18 protein-coding genes are annotated in these 25601 nt (G+C 54.5%); 6 read left to right on the top strand and 12 right to left on the bottom strand.

Annotation, left to right across the window (positions count from 1 at the left end; translation table 11 throughout):
* The first annotated feature begins 1 nt into the window (after window position 1).
* On the top strand, window positions 2–1090 hold the full coding sequence (locus OGV71_RS21390; RefSeq protein WP_204583906.1) for an oxidoreductase: 1089 nt from the start codon (window positions 2–4) through the stop codon (window positions 1088–1090).
* Between the two features lie 114 nt (window positions 1091–1204).
* Here the strand turns inward: OGV71_RS21390 and OGV71_RS21385 are convergent, their stop codons facing one another.
* Both OGV71_RS21385 and cstA read right to left on the bottom strand, forming a co-directional pair.
* Window positions 1205–1402, bottom strand: coding sequence for a YbdD/YjiX family protein (locus OGV71_RS21385; RefSeq protein ID WP_204583908.1), 198 nt, complete (start codon window positions 1400–1402; stop codon window positions 1205–1207).
* Between the two features lie 63 nt (window positions 1403–1465).
* The gene (gene cstA / locus OGV71_RS21380) at window positions 1466–3571 is read right to left on the bottom strand and encodes a pyruvate/proton symporter CstA (RefSeq protein ID WP_003022061.1); all 2106 of its coding nucleotides are present in this window, start codon (window positions 3569–3571) and stop codon (window positions 1466–1468) included.
* A gap of 593 nt (window positions 3572–4164) precedes the next feature.
* On the opposite strand from cstA, the gene OGV71_RS21375 reads away from it, so the two are divergent.
* Window positions 4165–8520, top strand: a complete 4356-nt coding sequence (locus tag OGV71_RS21375; protein WP_286533992.1) for an autotransporter outer membrane beta-barrel domain-containing protein — start codon at window positions 4165–4167, stop codon at window positions 8518–8520.
* Between the two features lie 116 nt (window positions 8521–8636).
* Here the strand turns inward: OGV71_RS21375 and entH are convergent, their stop codons facing one another.
* Genes entH through entC form a run of 5 tightly spaced genes read right to left on the bottom strand, consistent with a single transcriptional unit; the run spans window position 8637 to window position 13496 of the window.
* Window positions 8637–9050, bottom strand: a complete 414-nt coding sequence (gene entH, locus OGV71_RS21370) for a proofreading thioesterase EntH (RefSeq protein ID WP_003022055.1) — start codon at window positions 9048–9050, stop codon at window positions 8637–8639.
* A 2-nt stretch (window positions 9051–9052) separates the two neighbouring features.
* Window positions 9053–9808, bottom strand: a complete 756-nt coding sequence (gene entA, locus OGV71_RS21365; protein ID WP_071696163.1) for a 2,3-dihydro-2,3-dihydroxybenzoate dehydrogenase EntA — start codon at window positions 9806–9808, stop codon at window positions 9053–9055.
* Window positions 9808–10665: an isochorismatase gene (locus tag OGV71_RS21360; protein WP_204583910.1), complete on the bottom strand. Its 858-nt coding sequence runs from the start codon at window positions 10663–10665 to the stop codon at window positions 9808–9810. Before OGV71_RS21360 ends, entA begins: the two co-directional genes overlap by 1 nt.
* Window positions 10666–10678: 13 nt before the next feature.
* A complete protein-coding gene (entE, locus tag OGV71_RS21355) occupies window positions 10679–12289 on the bottom strand; it encodes a (2,3-dihydroxybenzoyl)adenylate synthase (protein ID WP_204583912.1) in 1611 nt (536 codons plus the stop codon).
* A gap of 31 nt (window positions 12290–12320) precedes the next feature.
* On the bottom strand, window positions 12321–13496 hold the full coding sequence (entC, locus tag OGV71_RS21350) for an isochorismate synthase EntC (protein WP_071696161.1): 1176 nt from the start codon (window positions 13494–13496) through the stop codon (window positions 12321–12323).
* 187 nt (window positions 13497–13683) lie between these two features.
* On the opposite strand from entC, the gene fepB reads away from it, so the two are divergent.
* Window positions 13684–14640, top strand: a complete 957-nt coding sequence (gene fepB, locus OGV71_RS21345) for a Fe2+-enterobactin ABC transporter substrate-binding protein (RefSeq protein WP_003835643.1) — start codon at window positions 13684–13686, stop codon at window positions 14638–14640.
* Window positions 14641–14701: 61 nt separating this feature from the next.
* Here fepB and entS read toward each other — a convergent pair whose 3' ends face one another.
* Window positions 14702–15937 carry an enterobactin transporter EntS gene (gene entS / locus OGV71_RS21340; protein ID WP_204583914.1) on the bottom strand — a complete coding sequence of 412 codons (1236 nt, stop codon included), beginning with the start codon at window positions 15935–15937 and terminating at the stop codon, window positions 14702–14704.
* 109 nt (window positions 15938–16046) lie between these two features.
* Here entS and fepD point away from each other — a divergent pair, with 109 nt between their 5' ends.
* The 3 genes from fepD to fepC are packed head-to-tail and all read left to right on the top strand — an operon-like array spanning window position 16047 to window position 18837.
* Window positions 16047–17054, top strand: coding sequence for a Fe(3+)-siderophore ABC transporter permease (gene fepD / locus OGV71_RS21335; protein WP_204583916.1), 1008 nt, complete (start codon window positions 16047–16049; stop codon window positions 17052–17054).
* Entirely contained in the window at window positions 17051–18043 is a 993-nt protein-coding gene (fepG, locus tag OGV71_RS21330; RefSeq protein WP_003022026.1) for an iron-enterobactin ABC transporter permease, read from the top strand. Before fepD ends, fepG begins: the two co-directional genes overlap by 4 nt.
* Window positions 18040–18837, top strand: a complete 798-nt coding sequence (fepC, locus tag OGV71_RS21325) for an iron-enterobactin ABC transporter ATP-binding protein (RefSeq protein WP_003022023.1) — start codon at window positions 18040–18042, stop codon at window positions 18835–18837. Before fepG ends, fepC begins: the two co-directional genes overlap by 4 nt.
* 46 nt (window positions 18838–18883) lie before the next feature.
* Here the strand turns inward: fepC and wzz(fepE) are convergent, their stop codons facing one another.
* The 4 genes from wzz(fepE) to fes all read right to left on the bottom strand — a co-directional run bounded on the left by wzz(fepE) (window position 18884) and on the right by fes (window position 25599).
* On the bottom strand, window positions 18884–20017 hold the full coding sequence (wzz(fepE), locus tag OGV71_RS21320) for an LPS O-antigen length regulator Wzz(fepE) (RefSeq protein ID WP_054528176.1): 1134 nt from the start codon (window positions 20015–20017) through the stop codon (window positions 18884–18886).
* A gap of 228 nt (window positions 20018–20245) precedes the next feature.
* A complete protein-coding gene (gene entF / locus OGV71_RS21315; RefSeq protein ID WP_286533988.1) occupies window positions 20246–24136 on the bottom strand; it encodes an enterobactin non-ribosomal peptide synthetase EntF in 3891 nt (1296 codons plus the stop codon).
* Window positions 24133–24351, bottom strand: coding sequence for an MbtH family protein (locus OGV71_RS21310; RefSeq protein ID WP_003022015.1), 219 nt, complete (start codon window positions 24349–24351; stop codon window positions 24133–24135). The genes entF and OGV71_RS21310 overlap by 4 nt, the downstream gene beginning before the upstream one ends.
* A gap of 30 nt (window positions 24352–24381) precedes the next feature.
* A complete protein-coding gene (fes, locus tag OGV71_RS21305; RefSeq protein WP_204583920.1) occupies window positions 24382–25599 on the bottom strand; it encodes an enterochelin esterase in 1218 nt (405 codons plus the stop codon).
* Between the last annotated feature and the right edge of the window lie 2 nt (window positions 25600–25601).

Below are 25601 nucleotides of genomic sequence, written 5' to 3'. Positions count from 1 at the left end.
CATGAGTAATACCGAGATTCGCGTCGTCACCGGCCCGGCCAACTATTTTTCCCATCCCGGCAGCCTGTCGAGACTCAACGATTTTTTCACTGCCGACCAACTTTCACGCGCCGTATGGGTTTATGGTGAGCGCGCTATCGATGCGGCCCGCCCTTATCTGCCAGAGACATTTCATCTCGCCGAGGCTAAGCGCCTGCTGTTTACGGGACATTGCAGCGAAACCGATGTTGCTCAACTGGCAAAAGAGTCGGGAGAGAATCGCAGCGTGGTGATTGGCGTGGGCGGAGGAACATTGCTCGACACCGCTAAAGCGTTGGCCCGTCGTCTGGATCTGCCGTTTGTCGGTATTCCTACGATTGCGGCGACCTGCGCTGCCTGGACGCCGCTCTCCGTCTGGTATAACGATGCAGGCCAGGCGCTGCATTTTGAAATTTTCCCTGATGCCAATTTCCTCGTTCTGGTCGAACCCGAGATCGTTCTCAATGCGCCAGAGGAATATCTACTGGCGGGGATCGGCGACACGCTGGCGAAGTGGTACGAGGCCGTCGTGCTTGCGCCTCAGCCAGAAATCCTGCCATTAACTGTTCGTCTGGGTATCGATGCCGCGCAGACGATCCGCGACGTCCTGCTGGAAAGCAGCGAGCAGGCGCTGACAGACAAACAACAAAGCTCGTTAAGCCGCGCGTTTTGCGATGTAGTGGATGCGATTATTGCCGGAGGCGGCATGGTTGGTGGTCTGGGCGAGCGCTACACCCGCGTGGCGGCGGCACATTCTGTTCACAATGGCCTGACCGTCCTCCCACAAACAGAGAAGTTTTTACATGGCACTAAAGTGGCGTACGGCATCCTGGTGCAGAGTGCGTTGTTGGGACAAGATGCCGTGCTGGCGCAGTTAATTACCGCCTATCAGCGCTTCAACCTGCCAACCCGATTAGCTCAACTGGACGTGGACATCAATAATCGCGCAGAAATCGACAAAGTGATTACCCACACCCTGCGCCCGGTGGAGTCCATTCACGCCCTGCCGGTAACGTTAACGCCGGAGATACTGCGCGCAGCATTCGAAAAGGTAGAGTCGTTTACGGTATGATTAGTGTATGGGATGCCTGATAGCGGCTTCGCCTTATCAGGCCTACGACGACTAATTATAACGGCAAATGCGATGTTGTAGGCCGGATAAGCGTCAGCGCCATCCGGCAAAAAATCAACAGCACTTCGCGCCGCCTTTCCCCCCATATCGCGCATCCTGGCGCTCGCGGAAAAATTCTTCGTAGGTCATTGGCGTTTGCTCCGGATGCGTGGCGCGCATATGTTCAACATAGTTGTCGTAATCCGGCACACCTATCATTAATCGGGCGGTTTGACCTAAATACTTCCCGGCTTTGGCGAGTGTTTCAAACATAGTGATTCCCTGTCGTACAAACGCCCTCCCCGTTCAGGAGAGGGCTCATTGGTTAAGAGAATATTAGTGCGCGCCTTTCGCCTGCGCCACGATCTCTTCGACATTCTCTGGCATCGGCTCGTACGGCGTCTCTTTCGAAGTTGGTTTGTCCTCTTTCAATGCTGCCAGCGCAGTTTTGATGGAGAACAGACCCAGCACCACAACGACTACCATGAAGAAGATGGTGAGACCCGCATCCAGGCGGTTGTTAAACACCAGCTGCGTCAGCTGCGACTGGGTGTACTGCGCCGGAATGTTACCACTGTCGATCATCGCCTGGAATTTGTTGGCGATAGCCAGGAAGCCGATTTTTGCATCCGGGCTAAACGCTTTCTGCCAGCCAGCGGTCAGGGTACAAATCAGCAGCCAGGCGGTTGGGACCAGTGCCACCCACGCGTAACGCTGGCGTTTCATCTTGAACAGCACCACAGCACAGAGCATCAACGCCATACCGGCCAGCATCTGGTTAGCAATACCAAACAGCGGCCACAGGGTATTAATACCACCCAGAGGATCCACCACGCCCTGGTGTAAGAAGTAACCCCAGGCCAGCACGCACAGCGCCGTCGCCAGCAGGTTCGCAGGCAACGAATCGGTACGTTTCAGGCCCGGTGACACCACGCCCAGCAAGTCCTGCAGCATAAAGCGCGCAGCGCGTGTACCGGCATCAACCGCCGTCAAAATAAACAAAGCTTCAAACAGAATGGCGAAGTGATACCAGAACGCCACATCCATCATGCCACCCAGTGCGCCATGCAGAATGTACGCCATCCCGACGGCCAGCGTCGGCGCACCACCTGCGCGGGAGATAATGGATTGCTCACCCACTTCATTGGCGATTTGGTGCAGAGTATCTGGCGTAATAGCAAAGCCCCAACTACTGACTACCTGTGCCGCAGAAGCCACTACATCAACCGTGCCCGCAGGAGCCAGCACCGCCATCGGGCTGTTCATCGCAAAGTACACGCCCGGATCGATGATGCACGCGGAAACCAGCGCCATAATGGCGACAAAGGATTCCATCAGCATTCCGCCGTAGCCGATAAAGCAAGCCTGCCCTTCATTCGCCAGCATCTTCGGCGTGGTTCCGGAGGAGATCAGCGCATGGAAGCCAGATACCGCACCGCATGCAATGGTGATAAACAGGAACGGGAACAGGTTACCGGTCCAGACCGGACCAGTACCGTCAACAAACTTGGTCAGAGCTGGCATGGTCAGCGTCGGACGCATGATCAGAATCCCTACCGCCAGACCAACAATGGTGCCGATTTTCAGGAAGGTAGAGAGGTAATCACGCGGGGCCAGCAGCAGCCACACCGGCAGCACGGCGGCGACAAAACCGTAGCCCACCAGCATCCAGGTCAGCTGTACGCCGGTAAAGTCAAAGTACGGTGCCCAGGTCGGGCTTTCCGCTACCCAGCCGCCGGAAATAATGGCAAACACCAGGAATACCAGACCGATGACCGACACTTCACCAATGCGGCCCGGGCGCAGATAGCGCAGGTAAATCCCCATAAAAATCGCCAGCGGGATAGTGAACGCTACGGTGTAAGTTCCCCACGGGCTGTGGGTCAACGCTTTCACGACAATCATCGCCAGTACCGCGAGGATAATCACCATGATCATAAAACAGGCCACCAGCGCAATAACACCCGCCGTAGGGCCCATCTCTTCTTTCACCAGTTCGCCAAGGGAACGACCATCGCGACGGGTAGAAACAAACAACACCATGAAGTCCTGCACCGCCCCTGCCAGTACCACCCCGGCGAGCAGCCAGATCATACCCGGCAGATAGCCCATTTGCGCCGCCAGCACCGGTCCAACTAACGGACCCGCTCCAGCAATCGCCGCAAAATGGTGACCAAACAGTACTTTTTTATCGGTGGGAACATAATCCAGACCATCGTTATGACGCACGGCTGGCGTCATACGCGTCGGGTCCAGCGCCAGTACATTTTTCGCGATGTACAGGCCGTAGAAACGGTAAGCGATAAGGTAGACACAGACTGACGCCACGACTATCCACAACGCGTTGATCTGTTCACCACGATTTAACGCAATATATCCCAGGGCAAATGCTCCGATAACGGAGAGCAATGTCCAGAGGAGGTATTTCCCTGATTTATTCATAGTTGTTGTCCGTTTGCGTGATCCAGAAAGATGTTACATTTTGTTTCTATAACATCTTTCCTGATTTTAACAACCTGACAACCACATAAACCTGAGACATCACTGACTATTTACATTGCATTGTTAACTGGATCACCTTTGCTACAACTATAGCTGAAACAATTACGTTACTTATGCGGCTGGGCCAGCGTTTTGCTTGCCCAGGAGGCCAATTACAGAATTCATCATCAACATAGATACATTTACAGTAAATTATAATTATTTAGCATTTCATCACTCTGGCGATGTGCCCTTATTTTAAAACCATAAGTAGCAACATCCTTAATTATAAAACCATTAATAATCTTAGGATATTCTCATTTTTTATACATGGAATGCTTTTATTAATCCTGATAAAAAATCAGACATCAAAAGCTACCTTTAGCGATACCCCCTACCTATAATCCAATGCAACATTGATTAAGTGAAATTACATAAAAATATCACCACCACCTTCTAACATATATTTAAAAAGCATACATAGAAACATCCAAAATCTTTTTACGCAGAATGTTATTCATTAATAGCGGCATAATTTTATAAGGATATAAATAATGAATAAATGCTATCGCATTGTCTGGAATATCGCGCGAAACATGTTCATCGTCGTGTCAGAACGCTCTCGTGGCGATAATCGGGTACGAACCACCGTTGCCGGGGTGCTTTTATCAACCGTCGGCATCATGACCAGCGCCGCCCTTGCCGCAGATAAAGGCCCACAGAGCGGAGAAACCATCATCCTGAACAATGGTGACACTATAACGTCATTATCAGGAGAGACGGGTATCGATAGCACCGTGACCGGTGGTCAAGGAGTGCAAATTGAGGGTAAGGCATCAATTAACGTTACGGGGGATAGCGGTTCAATCGGCGTTAAACTCGATAACGGTGTGATAAATGATTTAGGAAACGATACACAGATTAACGTAACCGATACCGGTTCAACCACTACAAGCTCAACAAATGGTGTTTACATTAATAAAGTAAATCCAGGTACTCGCATCGATGCCAACAACCTATTAATTAACGTTGCCAGTAACAACACCGCCTATGGTGTTTATATTCACGGTATGGATTCATCTCTCGACTTCGGGCAAGGAAGCAAAATCAACGTTGAATCCCAGAACGGAAATAGTACCGGTGTCTTTTTCTATGATGGCGGTAATACATTCACCATGGATGGTGGCTCCATTCATGTCACCTCCAACTCCGCCGGTAAAGCGACGGGTATCGATACCTCCAGGGCAGAGAAAACCACGCTCAATCTGGGAGACAACACCCACATAGAAATCAACAGTGGTACCGAGAGAGGCAGTGGTCTCTATTTCGGCAAAGATACAACGCTCAATGCGAACGGCCTGGTTATCGATGTCACAACGGCAGACTCAGCAAATACCGTGATGATTTATGGAATCCAGACAGGGTCAAACAACCATATTAATCTGGGTGAAGGCAGTAAGATAACGCTCTCCACTCCAGGTGGAACGGCCTATGGATTGACGTCAGGAAGGGGAAGTCAGATCGCTGCTAATAACCTGACGATCGATGTATCCACTACCTCTACAGAACACACAAGTGGCCGCGGCGCAGACATCTCAGGCAACATCGACTTTGGCCACGACTCGACCATAACCGTGGCAGGCTTTTCCGAAGGATATGGTCTGTTTGTCGGAGATTATTCGGCGACAAAAAAAGAAGACGTCACTGCCGCAGCACATGCCGAAAACCTGACAATTGAAGTAACCGGCGGCAAAACCGAAGGTATCCGTATAGAGGGAGGTCTGGTAGATCTCGGTTCAGGCAGTTCCATCAGCGCCACCGGAACGGCATCAACTATTTACCTCACTGGCCGAGGATACGGGGAACTTGACGCGGATAACCTGACGGTAAAAACAGCGCAAGGAACAGCGATAACAGCCCAAAGTAGCATGTATGCCACAGTCGTTAATATTGGTGAAGGCAGTACGATCGACGGACGAATCGACACCGCCAAAACGTACGGGCTGATAGCCAACACATCTTTTTCTGACCCATCAACGATCAATTTCAACGGTTCTCAGGATAATCGAAACACAATTTATGCCTCGGGAGGCTATGGCGCATCAGCACAATTTAGTGGTTCAACTATTAATATCTCCAATACCGACATCATTATGAACGGAGCCAATTCCTACGGGCTTTCGGCTATAGGCGATAACAGTTTTACCCGCGCAGGCATTATTAATGCCAGCAACATGAACATCGACATGACAGGAGCCATCAACGCTTCTGGCGTTATGGTTCAACAGGGCGGCATCGTCAATCTGAGTGGTGACACAACGATTAAAACCAACGACGATGGAGTCGCTATCTGGGTACCTAAAGTGTCGTCCGGCAGCAATATATTGCCCGGTGGCACCATCAACGGTACGGGAAAAATGACGATTATCGGCGACATCGTTAACAGCGGCTGGGGATATATCAATCTGACAATGGATGCGGGATCTTATTTTGAGGGCGCAACATCCATCAATCACGACTTTAACACCCGGGGCCTGGACTCTGAGCTTAGCCTTACGCTCGCCGATCAAGGAAAATGGCTCGTTACTGACAGTTCAACCCTGACATCGCTGGACAATGCGGGTACCGTAGAACTGGCAGCCGACAGCACATTACATGCTAATAGCCTGACGTTGCAGGAAAGTAGCATCCTGAATGTTGATCTTAGCGCAGCAGCCCTGGCCAGCGCCAATAGCGCACCATTGATTACCGGGGGTGAGATTGCGTTAGGCGGTGATTTACATATCAGTAATAGCGGCAATGCGCTGGATATCGGCACACTCACCTCTGACGCTCAATTACAAGACATTGAAACTATTACGTTGATTGATACAGACACTGCAATCACCGAAGATTTTGCCAGCTTATCAACGGATACTGACTCAATACCGGATTACCTGTCAGTATTCGGACAAATCAGCGCCACAGATAACACCCAATACCAATTGGGTGTTGGCCTGAGCTGGTATGCCGGACAGTCTGGCTCCGTCGCCACCCCTGCTCACGGCACATTCACCCTCGATGGCGGCAAGCAGTTTACTGTCAATAGCCAACTGGAAGACGTCGCATCAGACACGCGCAGCGGTTGGGACGGTAAGAGCCTGACCAAAAAAGGAGAAGGCACACTCACTCTGACGTCGAATAACACCTATAGCGGTACCACCGCCGTGCAGGAGGGGACGTTATGGCTAACAGAGACAGGCGTTATTGGTGCCGCAGGCAGTCAGCAGTATGTCACCGTCGGGCAAGGTTCAACCTTAGGTGGCAATGGCGCCGTTAACAGCAACGTGGACAACGCTGGAACATTACGCTTTGGCGATAATACTGCCGCCCAAAGCGGTTTTATCATAAACGGTAATGTCACCAACAAGAGCAGTATCGCAAGCTCGGGGACGACGCCGGGCAATACATTGACTATTAACGGCAACTACACTGGCACTGGCGGTAACCTGACACTCAATACTTATTTAGGCGACGATAGCTCGCCGACCGATGAACTGATTGTAGCGGGTGACGTGGACGGTAAAACCACGCTGTACATCAACCAGGCTGGAGGGGAAGGCGCATTCACCGACCAGGGTATTGAAATTGTGAATGTTGGCGGTACATCAACAGATGATGCTTTCTCGCTGGGCAATCGGGTCCTGATTGGGCCGTACGAATATCGCTTATACGAAGATAATGAAAATTGGTATTTGCGCTCACAGGCGGAGACACCCGATGACGGGGGAGATATTACTCCTGTCGATCCTGACGACGATGGCAGTGACGTCACCCCTGTCGATCCCGACGACGGCGGCGGCGACGTAACCCCTGTCGACCCCGACGACGGCGGCAGCGACGTAACCCCCGTCGACCCCGATGACGGCGGCAGCGACGTAACCCCTGTCGACCCCGATGACGGCGGCAGCGACGTAACCCCTGTCGACCCCGACGACAGCGGCAGCGACGTAACCCCTGTCGACCCCGACGACGGCGGCAGCGACGGTAAACCATCAAATCCACAATACCGTGCCGATATCGGCGCTTATCTGGGGAATCAGTGGCTGGCTCGCGAGCTACAAATGCAAACGCTTTTCGACCGTGAAGATAGCCAGTATCGTTCACATGAAGGCGACTTATGGCTACGTGTAAAAGGCGGAAACGCGGACTCTACTGCTGCGGATGGAAATGTCGACATGGACAGCGATTACGTCCAGTTCCAACTTGGCGGGGATATCGCCACCTGGAACAACGGTCAGCAAAGTCTGACGCTGGGACTCATGGGAAGCTATATCAATGGCAGTACAGATAGCACAGGAAACCGCGGCGCAGATGGCAGCCAGTTTTCAGCCACCGGAGATATCGACGGCTACAATTTGGGCGTTTACGCAACCTGGTATGCTGATGCTATGCGTCATCGTGGCTGGTATGTCGACAGTTGGTATCAATATGGTTTCTACGATAATAGCGTTGAAAACGGTGATGCAGGAACAACACATTACGACTCAACCGCCAACGCGCTCTCTCTGGAAAGCGGCTATCGATATACGATGGACTTCGCCAGTAACCAATCGTTAAGTCTGATACCGCAATTACAGGTTGTCTGGCAAAGCTACAAAGCGGACAGCGTGCAAGCACACAATACGCGTATTGACGGTCAAAATAGCGAAAACTGGACCACTCGCCTCGGTCTTCGCGTCGAGGGTTCGTCACCGACAACCAATGCGGTTCTTCAGCCATTCGCCGAAGTCAACTGGCTACATATGACCGATGATATGGCGGTATCCTTTGATAACTCAGCGGTAAACCTGGATCTTCCCGCCGATCGCGCTGAAATAAAACTCGGGATCCAGGCCGCTATCAACAATCAATGGAACATTAGCGCGTAGGCAACAGGGCAGAAAGGAAACAACGATTTCAGCGATCTCAGTGGCAGCGTTAACCTGCACTATAGCTGGTAATCTACACAAAAACGCGTCTGGTATGCTCAGACGCGTTTTATCTTTCACCCCATCACCGCCGTGCCTAAACGGCAGGTGCAACAGCGTCGTCCCTGCTCATCAAAGATGACGATTTCCCAGCTTTGATTTTGACGCCCAAGATGCAACGGCTGACAAACGCCGCGTACTTTCCCCTGCGATACCGCCCGATGATGCGTGGCGTTTAGTTCCGTCCCCACCACACACTGCCCGTCGCGCGTCATCAGATAACCCGCCATCGAACCCAACGTTTCCGCCAGGGCCGCCGACGCGCCGCCATGCAGCAGGCCAAACGGCTGATGCGTTCGGCTATCCACCGGCATTTCGGCTTCCAGCACATCATCACCCAGTCGGGTATAGACCATTCCCAGATGCGCCACCATCGTGTTCTGACTGGTGGCATTGAGTTCATCCAGCGTCAAATGACGTTTCCAGATCATCGTCATGCCCCCAGCGTGGAACCGCCGTCCACCACGATATCCTGTAATGTAATGTGGCTGGCCAGATCGGAAGCGAGAAATAAAATAGTGTTGGTGATCTCTTGCGGCCGGGCGATTTTCCCCAGCGGAATCCCAAGCTTAAACTGCTCGCCAAATCCACGAATGCGCTGTTGCTCCGCGTCATCGCTGACCCACAGCGTACGCTGCATGTCGGTATCGGTCGACCCCGGAGAAACCACGTTACAACGCACACTGCTGCCTGCCAGTTCAAGTCCGACGGTCAGCGCCAGGCTTTTCAACGCGGCCTTTGACGCACCGTAAGCACTCATGCCGATACGCGGCGTGTGCGCCGCATCCGACGCGACGGTCACGATCGCCCCGCCCTGCTGGCGACGAAACTGCGCCATCGTCTGCTGAAACAGATTGAACGCTCCGCCAACGTTAACCGCAAACGTCTGCTGCCACTCCTCAGCGCTTAGCGCATCGGTGGCACCCATACGCAAAATACCTGCGGCATTGACCAACACATCCAAACGCTCGCGCGCTTTGAGGACGCGCTGGCACACCTCAGCTACCTGTCCGGCATTCGCCACATCCAGCACTTCGGTCGTAAACGGGTAGTTATCCTGAGGAAATTCGCGATCGAATCCAGTCACCTCAGCACCTGCATTCGCAAACGCCAGCGCCGTGGTGTAGCCAATCCCTTTTCCCGCCCCGGTTACCCAGACGGTTTTCCCGGCAAAATCAAATCCGGCCATTACTTCACCTCGCGGGAGAGCAGAGCCCACCATGCGTCAATGGTCGGTTTTTTCGCCAGCATCACGAAATCAATATCACCATGAACCTTACGCCAGCGCGCCGCCAGCGCCATCATGCGCACGGAATCCAGCCCATAGTCGATCAGGTTTTCGTCATCCATCGGCTCTTCGGACTCATCCAGCAGCGGCAGAATAACGCTGCGCAACGCATCTTTACTGGCCGGAACCGGCGCCGGTAATAATTCCTGGGTCATAACCACACGCCCGGAACGTCCCGCCACGTATTTCAGCGACATCAAGTGTTCATCACGGCTAAAGTCCGCCAGCGCATCGGCAACCATAAACGGCTTGATGTCACGCATGAAAGCGTCAGTTGCGGTGGTCATACAGCCAATATGCGCATACACCCCGGTAATGATCAGTTGATTACGCCCGGTTTCCTTGAGCATCTGTTCCAGCGGGGAGCGATGAAATGCGCTATAACGCCATTTCACCAGAATGGTATCCGCTTCATCTGGCGCCAGCGCCTCAACGATCTTTTGTTGTTCCGGCGAACGCGTCAGGCCCGGTCCCCACATATCATTGAGCAGAGCGCGGTCTTCATCACTCTGCTCTTTCGGTTGAGCGGTGTAATACACCGGAATATTATGCTCTTTGCAGTACTGGCGCAGCGCGGCGATGTTCGCGACGACCTGCTCCATCATCGGACAGTTATCGCCCCAAAAGCCGATAAAATAATCCTGCATGTCGTGGATCAGCAGCGCGGCGCGTTCAGGGTCAAATGCCCAGTCGACTTTGTTCACCGGAACATCGAGCGCCGTTGGTAGCGCATAAGCCTGCAGTTTAGGAATTGCCATTTCTATTTCTCCTTCAGGCCAGTGAACGTGATGCCAGCCACTGACGTAATTGTTTTTTATCTACCTTCCCCACTGGAGTCAGCGGTAATGACTCAACACACTCAACACGATCGGGTAATTTGAATTCCGCCACACCCTGTTCGCGCAGAAAACGGCGCACCTGAACCGCGCGCAGCGGCTCTTTTACCACTAGCCAGGCACAGCTTTTCTCGCCCATCAGTTCGTCATCCATACTGACCAGCGCTGCATGGATAACCATTGGATGGCGCAGCAGCAGGTTTTCAATCTCTTCAGCAGCGATCTTCTCCCCGCCGCGGTTGATCTGATCCTTTTCGCGTCCCTGAACGGTGATGTAGCCATCCGGGTCGATAGCGATCAGATCGCCGGAACAGTAAAAGCCGTTGGCGTCAAAGGCGCTGGCATTATGCTCAGGGCTTTTGAAATAACCACGGAAGGTGTACGGACCACGTGTCATCAGGCGTCCGGTCTCTCCCAGGGCTAAGGGGTTGCCGTCAGCGTCTGCTACCCAGACTTCATCATCAGGACACATCGGGCGACCCTGGGTATTGATGATGCGCTCAGGACTGTCGTCCAGACGGGTGTAGTTCACCAGCCCTTCCGCCATGCCGAAGACCTGCTGCAACTGGCAGCCAATCTCAGCCGGAATACGCGCCGCAAGCGTGGCGGAAAGTCTCGCTCCACCGACCTGTAGCAGTTTCAGCGAAGCCAATTGCGCATTGCTGCCCCACTCCGCAATCGCCTGCAGCCACAGGCTCACCGCAGGTGGCACCAGCGCCGTGACGTTAACCTGATGCTGTTCAATCAGCGGGAAACACAGGGTAGCGCTCGGGTCGGCCGCCAGCACGACGGTTCCACCCGCAAGGAACACGCCCAGCGCGCCTGGCGAGCTCATGGAGTAGTTATGCGCCGCCGGGATTGCGCATAAATAACGCGTTTCCCCGGTGAAGTGGCAAATCTCATTGCTGCGACGTACGCTGTAGTAGTAATCGTTATGAGTGCGAGGAATCAGCTTTGGCGTCCCGGTCGTCCCGCCGGAAAGCTGGAAGTACGCCACCTCATCAGCGGGCGACGGTGTAGCAGTAAAATCAGTCGCAGGTTGGCTTATCGCCGTTTGTAGATTGTGTTCACCTTCGTCGTTGTGCAGTTGCACCACGCGCACTGAATTGTGTTCGGCCACAAAAGTGTTTAGAAAATCGTCCCCGCTAAACAGCGTATGCTGGCGATCGGCAATCAGCAGCGCCGGTTCAATCTGTTTGGCATAGGCGTTGAGTTCGTTACGCTGATGGCTGAACAGGGCCAGCACCGGAGCTACGCCCAGCTTGAGTAACGCAAAGAAGGTGATATACAGCTCAGCCACATTGCCCAGTTGTACCAGCGCGGTTTCACCGGGTTTAATCCCCTGGCGACACAAACTGCAGGCTAGATTGTCAGCGGCCTGATTCAGCTGGCGATAGCTCAGGTGGCGTTCACCATCAATAACCGCCGTATGGTCGCTGTCGGCGTGACGGGTCAGAATGTCGGTCAGCGGCAAATCCTGCCAGTAACCTTTTTCACGATACCTGCGGGCAAACTCTTCCGGCCAGCGGGTGAATGGAATACTCATTTTTGCTCCTTAAAACCAGTCCACAAGGCTCTTAATGCAGTCCAAAAACATTCAACATCGTGGATAGCTTGGCCCCCGTTTCACGCCATTCCGCAACCGGGGAAGAGGCTGGAACAATTCCTGCTCCGGCAAAGAAACGCACCTGATTGCGCAGCAGCTTCGCACAGCGGATCGTCACTACCCACTCACCGTTACCTTCGGCATCACACCAGCCGACAATACCGCCGAACAGTTCGCGATCGAACGGCTCCAGCTCGGCGATAAGCTTGCGCGCAACCTGATGTGGGAAGCCACTCAGTGCAGGCGTCGGGTGCAACAGGCACGCCAGCGTCAGGGCGTTTTCCTGCGCGTTGGCTTTACCTTCAAACGGCGTGCCGAGGTGCCAGAGCGTCGGCGTAGTAACCAGCTGCGGAGAAGAAGGCAGTTGCAGTTCACGGCTGCGATCGCGCAATACATTTTTCATCGCCTGCGTCACCAGTTCGTGCTCATGGCGGTCCTTCTCAGATGCCAGCAGGCGGATCCCTGCTTCGCGATCCAGCACATCATCAGGCTGACGACGTGCAGAGCCCGCCAGCGGCAGAGAACTGAAACGCTCGCCTTCTTTGCGCAGAAGCAATTCCGGGCTGGCACCAATCAATACGCCGCCGTCTTCAATCGGCACATGGAAGTTGTAGCTCGCTGGATTTTGCGCCACCAGACGCTCCAGCAGCGCACCGCTGTCAATGTTGGCATCGGTGGTGATATCGATCAGGCGTGACAACACCACTTTGTCGACTTCCGGAGTGGACGTCAGCGCAGCCGCCCGGGCGACCATATCTTCAAAAAAGTCCTGTTCCGGGATCGATTTACGTTCCACGACGTTCAGCGACTGATGCGCGGTAAAGTAACGTGATGATTGCTGCTTCGCCGTACGAGAAAAGCTCTGCCACGATTGGGGAATAAACAGCGATGATGGCTGGCGGGTGTCAAAAGGGATCGCCCCGACCATGACAGGGTTCGCGATACCCTGCGATTTGGCATCAGCAAACAGTGCGTTCATTTTTTGTTGGAAAGGGCTGTCTGGCGAATCGCCATCAATTGCCGGTTCCGCATAGCGGGCGAAGCATCCTGACGTCGTAAAACTACGGTACGGCGACATAAAGAAAAAACTGTCGGGAGCGAGCGTCGGCATAGTCTGCGTTTTTTCCTCGGCCAGTGACGTATCCATATCATCCTCCAAAAATGATAAAGGCTCTAATAATGATTATCATTTATATTTTCGGTCGCTAACCTAAAAGTAAAGCGGCGGTATGTCAACTCTTGTGGTAGCACAATGTGCGACTTTGGCTTGCATCCTTGCTCGCTAACAATGAAAATGAGAAGCATTACTTATATTGATAACAGGAAGCTGATTCGTGAGTCTCCCCTCTTTTTGCCGCACCGTGCTCTTACTGGCAGGTTTATCTCTTTCAGGAATTTCTTCAGGTCACGCCGCCGACTGGCCGCGTCAGGTTACTGACAGCCGCGGCACGCATACGCTGGAGCATAAACCGCAGCGAATTGTCTCCACCAGCGTGACCCTCACCGGTTCGCTGCTGGCGATTGATGCCCCGGTCATCGCCAGCGGTGCCACTACGCCGAACAATCGCATCGGCGATGCGCAGGGCTTTTTACGCCAGTGGAGCGAAGTGGCAAAAGAACGCAAACTGAGCCGCCTGTATATCGGCGAACCGAGCGCGGAGGCCGTTGCGGCGCAAATGCCGGATTTGATTCTGGTAAGCGCCACCGGGGGCGATTCTGCCCTCGCGCTGTACGATCAGCTGTCCACCATTGCGCCAACGCTAATCATTAATTACGACGATAAAAGCTGGCAGTCGCTGCTGACCCAGTTAGGTGAAATTACCGGTCAGGAGCAACAGGCTGCTGCGCGTATTGCCGAGTTTGATAAGCAACTACAGGCAGTTAAGCAACGTATTACCCTGCCACCACAGCCGGTCAGCGCGCTGGTATATACCGCCGCGGCGCACAGCGCCAACCTGTGGACGCCTGAGTCAGCGCAAGGCAAGCTGATGGAGCAGTTAGGGTTCACGCTGGCAACGCTGCCTGCCAACTTGCATACCAGCCAGAGTCAGGGCAAACGCCACGATATCATCCAGCTTGGCGGTGAGAACCTGGCGGCAGGCCTGAACGGCGAAGCGCTGTTCCTGTTTGCTGGCGACAGCAAAGATGCCGATGCTATTTACGCTAATCCGCTTCTGGCGCATCTGCCAGCCGTACAAAATAAACGTGTTTACGCCCTGGGTACGGAAACCTTCCGTCTCGACTACTACAGCGCAATGCTGCTGCTGCAACGTCTGTCGGCTCTGTTTTAATTGCCAGCGCCGGATGCGGCTAACGCCTTATCCGGCCTACAATCCGTAGAGCACAACGCGATCAGACATTTACGGGGACTTGCCGGAATCGGCGCACTTCTCCCAACAACAGCAGCAGTAAAAGACCGACAATCACCAGCCCAAACCCACTCACGCTTGCCGAAGCAACTGGCGTCATCATCGCGCCCAGACCACCTAACAACGCCGCGCCAATCGCATCGCCGGTGACGTTCTGTGCGGTCCACAAACCATTAATTCGCCCGAGCATCGCTTCCGGCGTCTGCGTCTGTAACAGGGTGTACTGCAACAAAGAGCTGACCGCACTCAACCAGCCGAACAGCGCCAGACAAACCACACCAAGCTGCCAAACGGGCATCAAGCCAAACAGACCGATAGCCAGAAATGAAGCCACGGTCGATGCAAGCATAATCAGTCCAGGACGAAGACTGTGCGCCAGTTGTCCGCTGGTCAATGCACCCACGGCTGCCCCCAGCGGAATAGCCGCATACAGCAGGCCAATTTGCGCACTCGACATGTGCCAGTTAATCGCCAACGCCGGATACAGCACGCGCACGGCGCTCGCCATGGTTAACAGACCACCGAGCAGTGCAATACCGCCAATCAGTGGGCTGGCAAGCAGAAAGCGGAATGCTGCCAGCAGCGATTTCAGCGGATGCTCACGCGGCTGCGGCGGAGGCGGCAACGCGGGAAGACTCAGCAACGGTAGTAAGGTAATGAAGGTCCCCACCGCCGCCAGTCCGTAGTTCCAGGCTACGCCGCCGGTCGCGAGCAGCACCCCGCCAAGCATCGGCGAAATTACCGATCCCAGACGCACCGTCAGCATGGTAATCGCCCCGGCCTGCATCAGATTCTCCCGCCCGACCAGCGCTGGCGTCGCCGCCAGTAAAGCAGTCACGCCCAGCGAAGCAAAGAAACCGTCCCATAAGCCAAGCAGATAAATTGCCAGTAACGACGGTTCGGGAAGTAACGCATTCAAACACAGGCCAATAAAGCCAATGCCACAGGTACCACGCGCCAGCAGGATCACTTTTTTACGCTCATAGCGGTCGGCCAGCACACCGCCCACCATCAGGCCAATAAACATTGCACTGCCGGTCAGCGTCACCGACAAACCGACCTGCCAGGTCGACTGGGTCATCATCTGGATTTGTACCGGAACCGCTACGCCGAGTAGCCCCAGAGAGACAATGGAAATAAAACGGGCGAGGAAGACTGCACGAAATGCAGGGTGGGTCTTTAACAGGCTGAGATTGAGCAGCCATGATTGTCGATTCATTACAGAGCCTTACCAGGTACTTTTTCAATATCCATTCGATGGCTGCACATGCTAACATATCCAAATAAGATCGATAACGATAATTACTATCATTATCAGGGAAGTTGATATGTCATGCTCTGTTTCCGCGACACGCGCCTTCGCCGTGCCCGGACTATTGTTATTACTTGTTCTGACCACGGTATTAAGTCTGGTTATTGGCGCCAAGTCGCTACCTGCCTCCGTGGTGCTGGATGCGCTCACGGGCACTTGTCAAAGCGCTGATTGCACCATCGTGCTAGACGCACGTCTGCCGCGCACGCTGGCAGGGCTACTCGCCGGTGGTGCGCTGGGCCTGGCTGGCGCTTTAATGCAAACGCTCACGCGTAATCCTCTCGCCGATCCCGGTATTCTGGGCGTCAACTCTGGTGCCAGCTTTGCTATTGTGCTGGGGGCCGCGCTGTTCGGCTTCTCCTCTGCGCAAGAACAACTGCTGATGGCCTTTTGCGGTGCGCTGGCTGCGTCGCTGATCGTAGCTTTTACCGGTAGTCAGGGCGGTGGGCAGTTAAGCCCGGTACGTCTGACGCTGGCGGGCGTTGCCCTGGGCGCGGTGCTGGAAGGATTATCCACCGGCATCGCCCTGCTCAACCCGGACGTTTACGATCAGCTGCGTTTCTGGCAAGCTGGCTCACTGGATATCCGCAGCCTGCAAACGCTGAAGGTGGTATTGGTACCAGTACTGATTGCCGCGGCTGTCGCACTGTTCCTCAGTCGTGCCCTGAATAGCCTGAGCCTCGGGAGCGACACAGCTACCGCGCTTGGTAGTAAAGTCGCTCGCACACAGTTTATTGGCCTGCTGGTGATTACCGTACTGTGCGGCAGCGCGACCGCGATTGTCGGTCCTATCGCCTTTATCGGCCTGATGATACCTCACATGGCGCGCTGGCTGGTGGGGGCGGATCACCGCTGGTCACTGCCCGTCACCCTGCTGGCAACCCCTTCTCTGTTACTGATTGCCGATATCATCGGTCGCCTGATTGTTCCCGGCGAGCTGCGCGTGTCGGTGGTCAGCGCTTTCATCGGCGCGCCGGTGCTTATCTTTCTGGTACGCCGTAAATCGCGCGGGGGTGGCGCATGATGCACCTCTCCCGCCGCCTGATAATCAGCAGCCTGCTGCTGGTTGCAGGTTGTCTCGTCATTGGTTTATGGAGCCTGCGTAGCGGCGTTGTTACGCTGGAAACCCAGCAAATTATTGCCGCCCTGCTCGGCGATGCGCCGCGCAGTATTACCCTGGTGGTGACCGAATGGCGTTTGCCACGCGTGCTCATGGCGCTATTGATTGGCGCAGCGCTCGGCGTGAGCGGCGCAATATTTCAGTCGCTGATGCGTAACCCGCTGGGTAGCCCGGATGTGATGGGTTTCAATACCGGGGCCTGGAGCGGTGTGCTGGTGGCAATGGTGCTGTTCGGACAGCATCTTACCGCAATCGCGCTGGCGGCCATGCTCGGTGGGATCCTGACTTCTCTGGTGGTCTGGGCGCTCGCCTGGCGCAATGGGATCGACACCTTCCGGCTAATTATTATTGGTATCGGCATACGCGCCATGCTGGTGGCGTTCAACACCTGGCTACTGCTGAAAGCATCATTAGAAACCGCGCTAACGGCCGGACTGTGGAACGCTGGATCGCTCAATGGCCTGACCTGGGCCAAAACCTGGCCGTCTGCCCCGCTGATTATCATCATGCTGGTATGCGCCACATTGCTGGTACGCCGGATGCGCTTACTGGAAATGGGTGATGACAGCGCCTGTGCGCTTGGTGTCAGCGTTGAGCGCTCGCGTCTGATGATGATGCTGGTTGCGGTTGTACTGACCGCTGCCGCCACCGCGCTGGCGGGTCCTATCTCGTTTATTGCCCTTGTCGCGCCGCATATCGCGCGACGTATAAGCGGCACATCGCGCTGGGGATTAACCCTGTCAGCGCTGTGCGGCGCGTTGCTGCTGCTGATGGCGGATTTATGCGCCCAACAGCTGTTTATGCCTTATCAGCTTCCGGTGGGCGTTGTCACCGTAAGCCTCGGCGGTATTTATCTTATCGTCTTGTTAATTCAGGAGTCCCGCAAAAAATGACCGAATCAGTAGCCCGTTTGCGTGGCGACCAGCTAACGCTGGGTTATGGCAAGTTTACCGTGGCGGAAAACCTCAATGTGTCGATTCCCGACGGTCACTTCACCGCGATTATCGGGCCAAATGGCTGCGGGAAATCGACATTGCTGCGCACGCTTAGTCGCCTGATGACACCCGCGAACGGCAAGGTGTGGCTCGACGGCGAGCATATTCAACACTATGCCAGCAAGGAAGTCGCCCGAAGAATAGGTTTGCTGGCGCAAAACGCCACCACGCCGGGAGATATTACGGTACAGGAGCTGGTTGCCCGCGGGCGCTATCCGCACCAGCCGCTGTTTACCCGCTGGCGGCAAGAGGATGAAATTGCGGTCTCAAACGCCATGCAGGCGACGGGTATCACCCACCTGGCATCACAAAGTGTGGATACCCTTTCCGGCGGACAACGTCAACGTGCATGGATTGCGATGGTGCTGGCGCAGGAAACGTCGATTATGCTGCTTGATGAACCCACCACCTGGCTGGATATCAGTCATCAGATCGATCTGCTGGAACTGCTGAGTGAGTTAAACCGGGAAAAAGGCTACACGCTGGCCGCCGTTTTGCACGACCTGAATCAGGCCTGTCGCTATGCGACGCATCTGATTGCGCTGCGAGATGGAAAAATTATTGCCGAGGGTGCACCGAAGGAGATCGTCACCGCGCAGCTTATTGAAAAAATCTATGGACTGCGCTGTATGATTATCGACGATCCAGTTGCCGGAACGCCGTTAGTAGTGCCGCTTGGACGCAGCAAATAACACGCGTTATCGTAAGGCGGCTGGCTTGCCGCCATACGATAATTCATCACACCAGTTGCTGATCAATAAACGTCATTTTTTGCTTACGCGACACCATGGCATAGTTCAGCAGAACGCCACCACACGCCACCATTCCACCTAGTAATGCGGCCAGAATAACGATCATTGATTTAGCCGGGCCATCTTTTTTCACCGGCAGCGAAGGCGTAAGTTGATATTTAAACGGTGTGAATTTTACGTCGCTCACATTCATCGCTAACAGTTGCTCAACGTGATACTGCCGATTACGTAATTCACCGTTAATTTCAGCAACATCCGTTACTGATTTTTCTATTTCTAATTTACGTTCGATGCCGTCAGCACCCAGTGAAATAGAGAAATCGGGATCATCCTTCACCGCCTGGCCATTACTGTAGACCGGCTTTTTAATCCCGGCGGCATTGGCAATCTCCAGCGAGTAGTTCAGTCGCTGGATATTTGCTTCCAGTTGGTTCTTGAGCCTGACGCGATCCATCTCCAGCCTTTCTTTCTCGAAGCTGGTTTTGATGGATAGTTTATTGCGAATATCTTCCAGCGTTTCTTTCACTACAACATCAGAAATATACTGGATATAGCCCTTCAGCACAGACTGGGCTTCTTCGGCTAGCGGCGCGGTAAAACTCAGCGTCCATGCGGTATACAGCGAGGTTTCATTCTTTTTTGCTGCATTGCTGTCGGTCGCTTTCATATTTTCACTGAGCCTCACGATTGCCCGGTGCAGGTCCATTTCGTCGATATCAGCGCCTTTCAATTGATCCATCACGTAAGGTGAAGAGCGCAGATATTCTTCTAACAATGAAGGCGACTGGAATTTTTTGATAAACAGGTTAAACACATCACCACGGCTAACGCTAATATCCATATCCAGCACGCGCAATTTGGTCAACGTATTCTCGAGACTCTGCCACTGGACCGGTTCTGCGGGGGTCACGATTGCCTGACTGGTCCATTTTTGCGGAAGCAGGAAAGATACCAGAATACCCACACAAGCAAAGGCGAAAACGGTCGCGATAATTTTCGTTCTTGCTCGCCATAAGATTTCGATTAGGTTCACTAAATCGATTTCATTTGCGTTTGCCGCTGGCTGAGGATAGCCAGTAAATTCCGAAACGTTATCTTGCTTAATATTTAATGATGACATGTTGCGTGACCTGAAAACTTTCCTAAAAGAAAAACATTTCTGTGGGAGAAGTCTACCAGCTAGTCAGAATTATCCGAAACACTCTTTGTGCTTGTCGCCCTACCAAAAATTATATTCGGAATTTATTCACCCCTTTCATCACCTTGCACCGCATAAAAATAACATCTCCACAACATATTTTTTACATTGTGGAGCTGTTCGATCATCGCGATTGCAATATTCGTCTGGTTACACAGATTTATTAATCAGTGTATTTATTACAAGTCCTATCGCCTCAAACGCGGTGGGGGAAATAATATCAACATGCGCGCAGTCGTGGCGGTAAACATCCAGACTGGATATCCACGGGGCCCAGCTACGTTCAGGGCTGACACCCGGCACTAAGGTACGCTCAGCAACGAACAGCGTGGCGTGACCTGCAAACGGCACGCTGTGCGCCGTGGTGAGCAGGCGAACCGCATCGGCGTAGTTGCCTTCGATAGCGTTAAATAAGGCCTCTGACGCATTCCCCTGCTGCGCCGCCAGAAAGGCTTCGCGTTCACGCTCGATCTCCGCCAGCACCGCTGGATCCAGCCCATTGGCCTCTTTTTCTTGCCAGTTTTGCGTCTCTGGCGGCCAGGTATCCAACAGCCCGAGGAATGCAACCGACTCTCCTCTGGCATGTAAGCGCGCGGCGATCCCCTGTGCCAGCGTGCCACCCAGCGAATAACCTAATAAATAGTAAGGTCCGTGAGGTTGTTGACTGAGCAGCGTTGCCAGGTGATGTTCGCATACCGAGTCGAGATTTTCCGCCGTCTGCATAGGGCCATCCGGTCGTGGCGACTGAATACCCATAATCGACCACTGAGGGCTGAGATAACGCGACAGCACGCTAAACTGCCAGGCAAAACCCGACGCCGGATGGAAGCAGAACAACGTTGGGCCGTGACTTTCACGCAGTGGCAATAGCGTCTCGAACCCCAGACGCTGCGACTGTTCATCATCATTGCTCTCCAGCAATGCGCTCAGTTGTTCCACGGTGGAAGCCACCATAATCTGCCCGGGCGTCACCTGACGCTCAAAAATGCGGCTCAACTGTGCCGCCAGCTTCATCGCCAGCAGCGAATGCCCACCAAGCGCAAAGAAATCAGCCTCTACATCATTCACCTCACAATCCAGCAAGGCCGCAAAAGACTGCGCGATGGTGGTCTCAGTCCCTGCTCGCGGTGCGCGCCCGGAAACACGCGACGTCAACTGCGGCATCGGTAGCGCTTTACGATCCAGTTTACCATTCGCGCTAAGCGGCAACTCCGCCAGTTGTAACAATACCGTCGGTACCATGTGCGCAGGCAGTTTTTCGCGCAGCTTTTCCCGCAACACAGCCGTATCCAGCGGTAAACCCGATTGCGACACCAGATACCCCACCAGTTGGCGCGCATCGCCGCCTGTCGCCGCAGCCTGGTTGAATACGCAAGCATGGGCAACGGCATGCTCGACATCAGGCAACTGCTGCATCACCCGGTCAATCTCGCCGAGCTCAATGCGCTGTCCACGAATTTTAAGCTGGTCATCGCTGCGCCCGAGGTATTCCACCGCGCCATTTTCCAGCCAGCGCGCCACATCTCCGGTACGGTACATACGTTCACCGACGTTAAACGGATCGGCGATAAAGCGGCTCGCCGTCAGATCCGGACGCCCCAGATAGCCTTGCGCCAGTTGGATCCCCGTCAGATACAGGTCACCCGCTACGCCGAAAGGCACCGGGCGCATCATGGCATCCAGAATGCGTAAACCGGTATTCCATACCGGATAGCCAATCGGTACGCTGTTGCCGGTTACGGCAGCGAGATCTTCTCCCCAGGCTGGATACCAGCTCACATCGACCGCAGCTTCCGTTGGTCCGTACAAATTGTGCAGTGGCGCATGAGTCAACTGCTCCCACTCACGGCATAAATCGGCTGGCAAGGCTTCGCCGCTGCAAAATACCCGTTTCAGAGAGGCACAACTCTCCCGCGCGGTTTCCGGCGTCAGTGAAGCGACAAAAGCGGCCAACATAGAGGGGACAAAGTGCGTGGTCGTCACCCCATAACGGGCAAAGAACTGCTGCATCGCCAGCGGATCGCGGTGCGCTTCAGGTTCTGCCATGACCAGTTTTGCCCCGGCAATAAACGGCCAGAAAAACTCCCATACCGAGACGTCAAAACTGCATGGCGTTTTTTGCGCCACCACATCATCTGCGGTCAGCGGATAGTGATTTTGCATCCACAGCAGACGGTTAACGATGGCGGTTTGCCCAACCATCACCCCTTTTGGTCTACCGGTAGAACCGGAAGTAAAAATGATATAGGCCGTATGATTGGGTTGAGATAGCGCCAACGGAGCAGCATCTTCTGCTGGCAGCGGCGAGTCATAGCAGAGACTTTCCAGCCCTGGGATATCGCTAAAACGCGCCAGTTGCTCTTCAGTCGCTATCAACAATTTTGGCTTCGCGTCTTCGAGCATCATCCGCAGGCGATCGTCCGGGTATCCGGTATCCAACGGCAGCCAGGCAGCTCCGGCTTCCACAATACCGTGCAGCGCCAGCGTCAGGAACACAGAACGCGGTAATGCCACAGCTACGCTGTCGCCAGGACGGACGCCGCGTTCGCGCAGAAGGCTCGCCAGCGCCACGACCTGCTGGCGCATTTCGCGATAGCTAAACTGATAACGGGCATCGGCCAGCGCCGGGGCATCCGGCGTTTTATCGGCCTGCTGTGTCACCAGTGCGCTAAGCGTAGTGAACGGGATCTCCACGGTCGTGTCGTTAATCTTCGCCAGCCGCTCATGTTCTGTAGGCAACAGCATCCCGGCGTCGCCGCAGCATAGCGACGGATTGTCAGCAAACTGCTCGATAAGCCCGATTAAACGCGAGGCATGCTGCGCCAGCGTTTCTGCATCATAGCGCTGTTTATTGGCCAGGATTTCAATACTCAGCCCGCCGTTTTCATCCGGGAACAACGCCAGTTCAAGATCGTTCACCGGTCCTGTCGCCAGCGTATGAGTTTGCGCCTGAACGCAGGGAATATTCAGATGATAGTCGAATATTTTCACGTTCAGCACCGGGCCAAACAGCGGCTCTGCACCGGCTGCACGCCCGCTGTCGCGAACGATTTGTTCGGCATCATAACGTTGATGCCGACGCATTTTCTTCAACTGTCCGGCCAGTCGTTGTGCAAGCGCAGGCAAGTTTTCTGCCGCATCCAGCCTCACACCAAATGGCAGAACGTTTAAAACCGGTCCAGTGGACGTCAACGCCGCCGAGCCCATGCGCCGCATAAAGATAAACCCGGCGGCATAATCCATTCGGCTGCATAAACGTCCCAGCCACAATGCCACCAGCGCGAGGGCCAGATCCGCACGCTGAACGTCAGGCATGCGTGCCGCAAGCCGGCGAAACGCTCCTTCAGGCGCGGTTAACTTCATGCGAATAATATCCGCGCTGGCCGAGCGTCCCGGCAACGGATTGTTCGACAGCGAAGCAGGAGGTGGGAGTTGCTTTCGCTGCTCGCGCCAGAAGGCGCCGTCGCGTTGCCAGGCATCACTTTGACGGTACTGTTGATACTCTTCCACCACCTCGGCGAACGGCGTAAAAGGCGAGTCTGGCGTAGACTCGCCATCTAGCCATGCGCGATAGATTGCGGCTATCTGGCGGGTAATGGCCGGGAAGCTGAAGCCATCGACCAGCAAATGATGGTAACGCTGATACCAATACCAACGTTTATCTCCCACCTGTATAAGCTGGTGAAAAACCAGCGGCTTATTGCCGTCAGCACGTATGTCCTGCTGCAGGTCTGCCTGCATCAACGCACGCGCCGCCTCATGTGGGTTGGATTTTTCGCGCAGATCGATGATTTCGGGTTGCGCAAAAGTGAGCGCAGGATCCACCCATTGCCAGACCTCGCCGTTATCTTCGTTAAACTGCATTCGCAAGGTATCGGCCTGCTCCAGGCCCGCCACAACCGCTTTCGCCAGCAACAACGCGTCCAGTTCGCCGGTTAATTCTACGTAGTGCGCCACGCTCCACGCCGAGGGCAATGTGGAGAGTTTTTCCGCCATCCAGATCCCCGGCTGAGCCGCCACTAACGGTAAACGCTGAGTCATGGAGCCTCCTGCATATCGACATAGTTCGCGGGCGTCAGCGTGGTCCAGTTTGCATCCAGCCATTGCTGGCAGGCTTCCTGGGATTGGGGTTCGCAAGCAATTTGCCAACCAGCAGGAAGTGAACACTGCTGCGGCCAAAGGCTAAACTGACGTTGGGGATTTTGCAGAATGTAAAACTGGCCCTGCGGATTATCGAAGGGGTTACTGAATTCCATACTCAACTCCTGTCGTGGAACGTCGTCCGGTTAAATCGTGTCGGTAAGCGGTTGCCAGAGCGTCATTAGCCCTTGCATCAGACCGCCGCGCCAGCAAAGCGCATCGTGTCCACCATCAACCTGACGCCAGAAAATAGACTGTGGTGCAGAAGGTAACTGGGCATATAACACCTGATTAGCGCGATAAATAATGGGCTCGCGGATCCCCGCTTCCAGGACAATACGCAGTCCCTGAGCGCTGATGGTCCCGGTCTTCAGTTGCTCGACGATCGCTCCGTCCTGACCACCACCACGATGCGGCCACCAGTAAGAGCCCGACTGGCTAAGAACACAGCCAAAGCGCGCGGGCCAGTTCAGCCCGGCATACAGCGATGACAACCCGCCAAAACTTTGTCCGGCGACCACAGTACGCTGCGGATCGTCACTGAATGCGGTCGTCGTCTTCACCAGCGGCAACAGCTCCTCTTGTACCGCCAACCAAAAATCCGCGTTACACGGCAGTTCGCGGCTACGGTGAGTCGTGTCGATGGCATCAATCAGGAGATAAACGGCAGGAGGAAGGTGTCCACGATGCGTAAGTGAAGTTAGCGCAGGCCAGACCGGCATACTCTGTGCCCAAAACTGCCCATCCAGCAGGATAGCCAGCGGACGAGATTCCGCTTGGGCCTCACCGGTGGTAAATACCCATACGCGACGCGTATTACCAAGCCTTGCGCTACGCCATTGCAGGCAAACTGCGGGTGAATCGGGGTTTTCAGGTCGATCCCATCCGGGCTGTACGGGCGCCTCCGGCATTTCCAGCGCAGACACCGCATGACCGCGACCGCCCTGCCAGCTCTGCGGATTAAGGGGATCGGCAATGGCCTGCGGCAGCAATTGCCGCCAGCCTTCACGCAGTGCGCTTCGGTCAGGCGCTGCGCCCACCGCCAGCGAGGAAAAGATATCGTTTCGTGTTGTCGGGATAAAACAGTAGCTGCCGCGCCAGTTGGCGCTGAGAGAAACACGCCAGCACCAAACATTTGTTCCATCAATGCGTTGCATCGACTGAGGGGTAGCGTTTTGATGATGATCGGTGACGCCAGTGATATAGACCCACACGCGATGAATGGCTGACTCTTTCTCCGTTCCCTGCGGGTCACGCCACCAGAAGGTTACACGATAATTTCCGTTGTCTTCACGCTCCCACTCCGGGCCTTTTTTTGACTGCCACCACGCCTCGCTTCCCATCTTTAACGTCGTCACCGCCATAA

The sequence above is a fragment of the Citrobacter sp. Cf088 genome (assembly GCF_030334295.1).
GTDB lineage: Bacteria > Pseudomonadota > Gammaproteobacteria > Enterobacterales > Enterobacteriaceae > Citrobacter > Citrobacter freundii.
Note: the sequence above shows the minus strand (reverse complement) of the source record. Positions and strands in the feature narration are given on the sequence as shown.

Excerpts from the sequence above, each read along its gene's own strand:
- fepD (WP_204583916.1), top strand. The coding sequence starts at position 16,047 with ATGTCATGCTCTGTTTCCGCGACACGCGCCTTCGCCGTGCCCGGACTA.
- entA (WP_071696163.1), bottom strand. The coding sequence starts at position 9,808 with ATGGCCGGATTTGATTTTGCCGGGAAAACCGTCTGGGTAACCGGGGCG.
- entE (WP_204583912.1), bottom strand. The coding sequence starts at position 12,289 with ATGAGTATTCCATTCACCCGCTGGCCGGAAGAGTTTGCCCGCAGGTAT.
- OGV71_RS21375 (WP_286533992.1), top strand. The coding sequence starts at position 4,165 with ATGAATAAATGCTATCGCATTGTCTGGAATATCGCGCGAAACATGTTC.
- OGV71_RS21385 (WP_204583908.1), bottom strand. The coding sequence starts at position 1,402 with ATGTTTGAAACACTCGCCAAAGCCGGGAAGTATTTAGGTCAAACCGCC.
- fepG (WP_003022026.1), top strand. The coding sequence starts at position 17,051 with ATGATGCACCTCTCCCGCCGCCTGATAATCAGCAGCCTGCTGCTGGTT.
- entC (WP_071696161.1), bottom strand. The coding sequence starts at position 13,496 with ATGGATACGTCACTGGCCGAGGAAAAAACGCAGACTATGCCGACGCTC.
- entH (WP_003022055.1), bottom strand. The coding sequence starts at position 9,050 with ATGATCTGGAAACGTCATTTGACGCTGGATGAACTCAATGCCACCAGT.
- OGV71_RS21390 (WP_204583906.1), top strand. The coding sequence starts at position 2 with ATGAGTAATACCGAGATTCGCGTCGTCACCGGCCCGGCCAACTATTTT.
- cstA (WP_003022061.1), bottom strand. The coding sequence starts at position 3,571 with ATGAATAAATCAGGGAAATACCTCCTCTGGACATTGCTCTCCGTTATC.
- fes (WP_204583920.1), bottom strand. The coding sequence starts at position 25,599 with ATGGCGGTGACGACGTTAAAGATGGGAAGCGAGGCGTGGTGGCAGTCA.
- fepC (WP_003022023.1), top strand. The coding sequence starts at position 18,040 with ATGACCGAATCAGTAGCCCGTTTGCGTGGCGACCAGCTAACGCTGGGT.
- OGV71_RS21310 (WP_003022015.1), bottom strand. The coding sequence starts at position 24,351 with ATGGAATTCAGTAACCCCTTCGATAATCCGCAGGGCCAGTTTTACATT.
- OGV71_RS21360 (WP_204583910.1), bottom strand. The coding sequence starts at position 10,665 with ATGGCAATTCCTAAACTGCAGGCTTATGCGCTACCAACGGCGCTCGAT.
- entS (WP_204583914.1), bottom strand. The coding sequence starts at position 15,937 with ATGAATCGACAATCATGGCTGCTCAATCTCAGCCTGTTAAAGACCCAC.
- entF (WP_286533988.1), bottom strand. The coding sequence starts at position 24,136 with ATGACTCAGCGTTTACCGTTAGTGGCGGCTCAGCCGGGGATCTGGATG.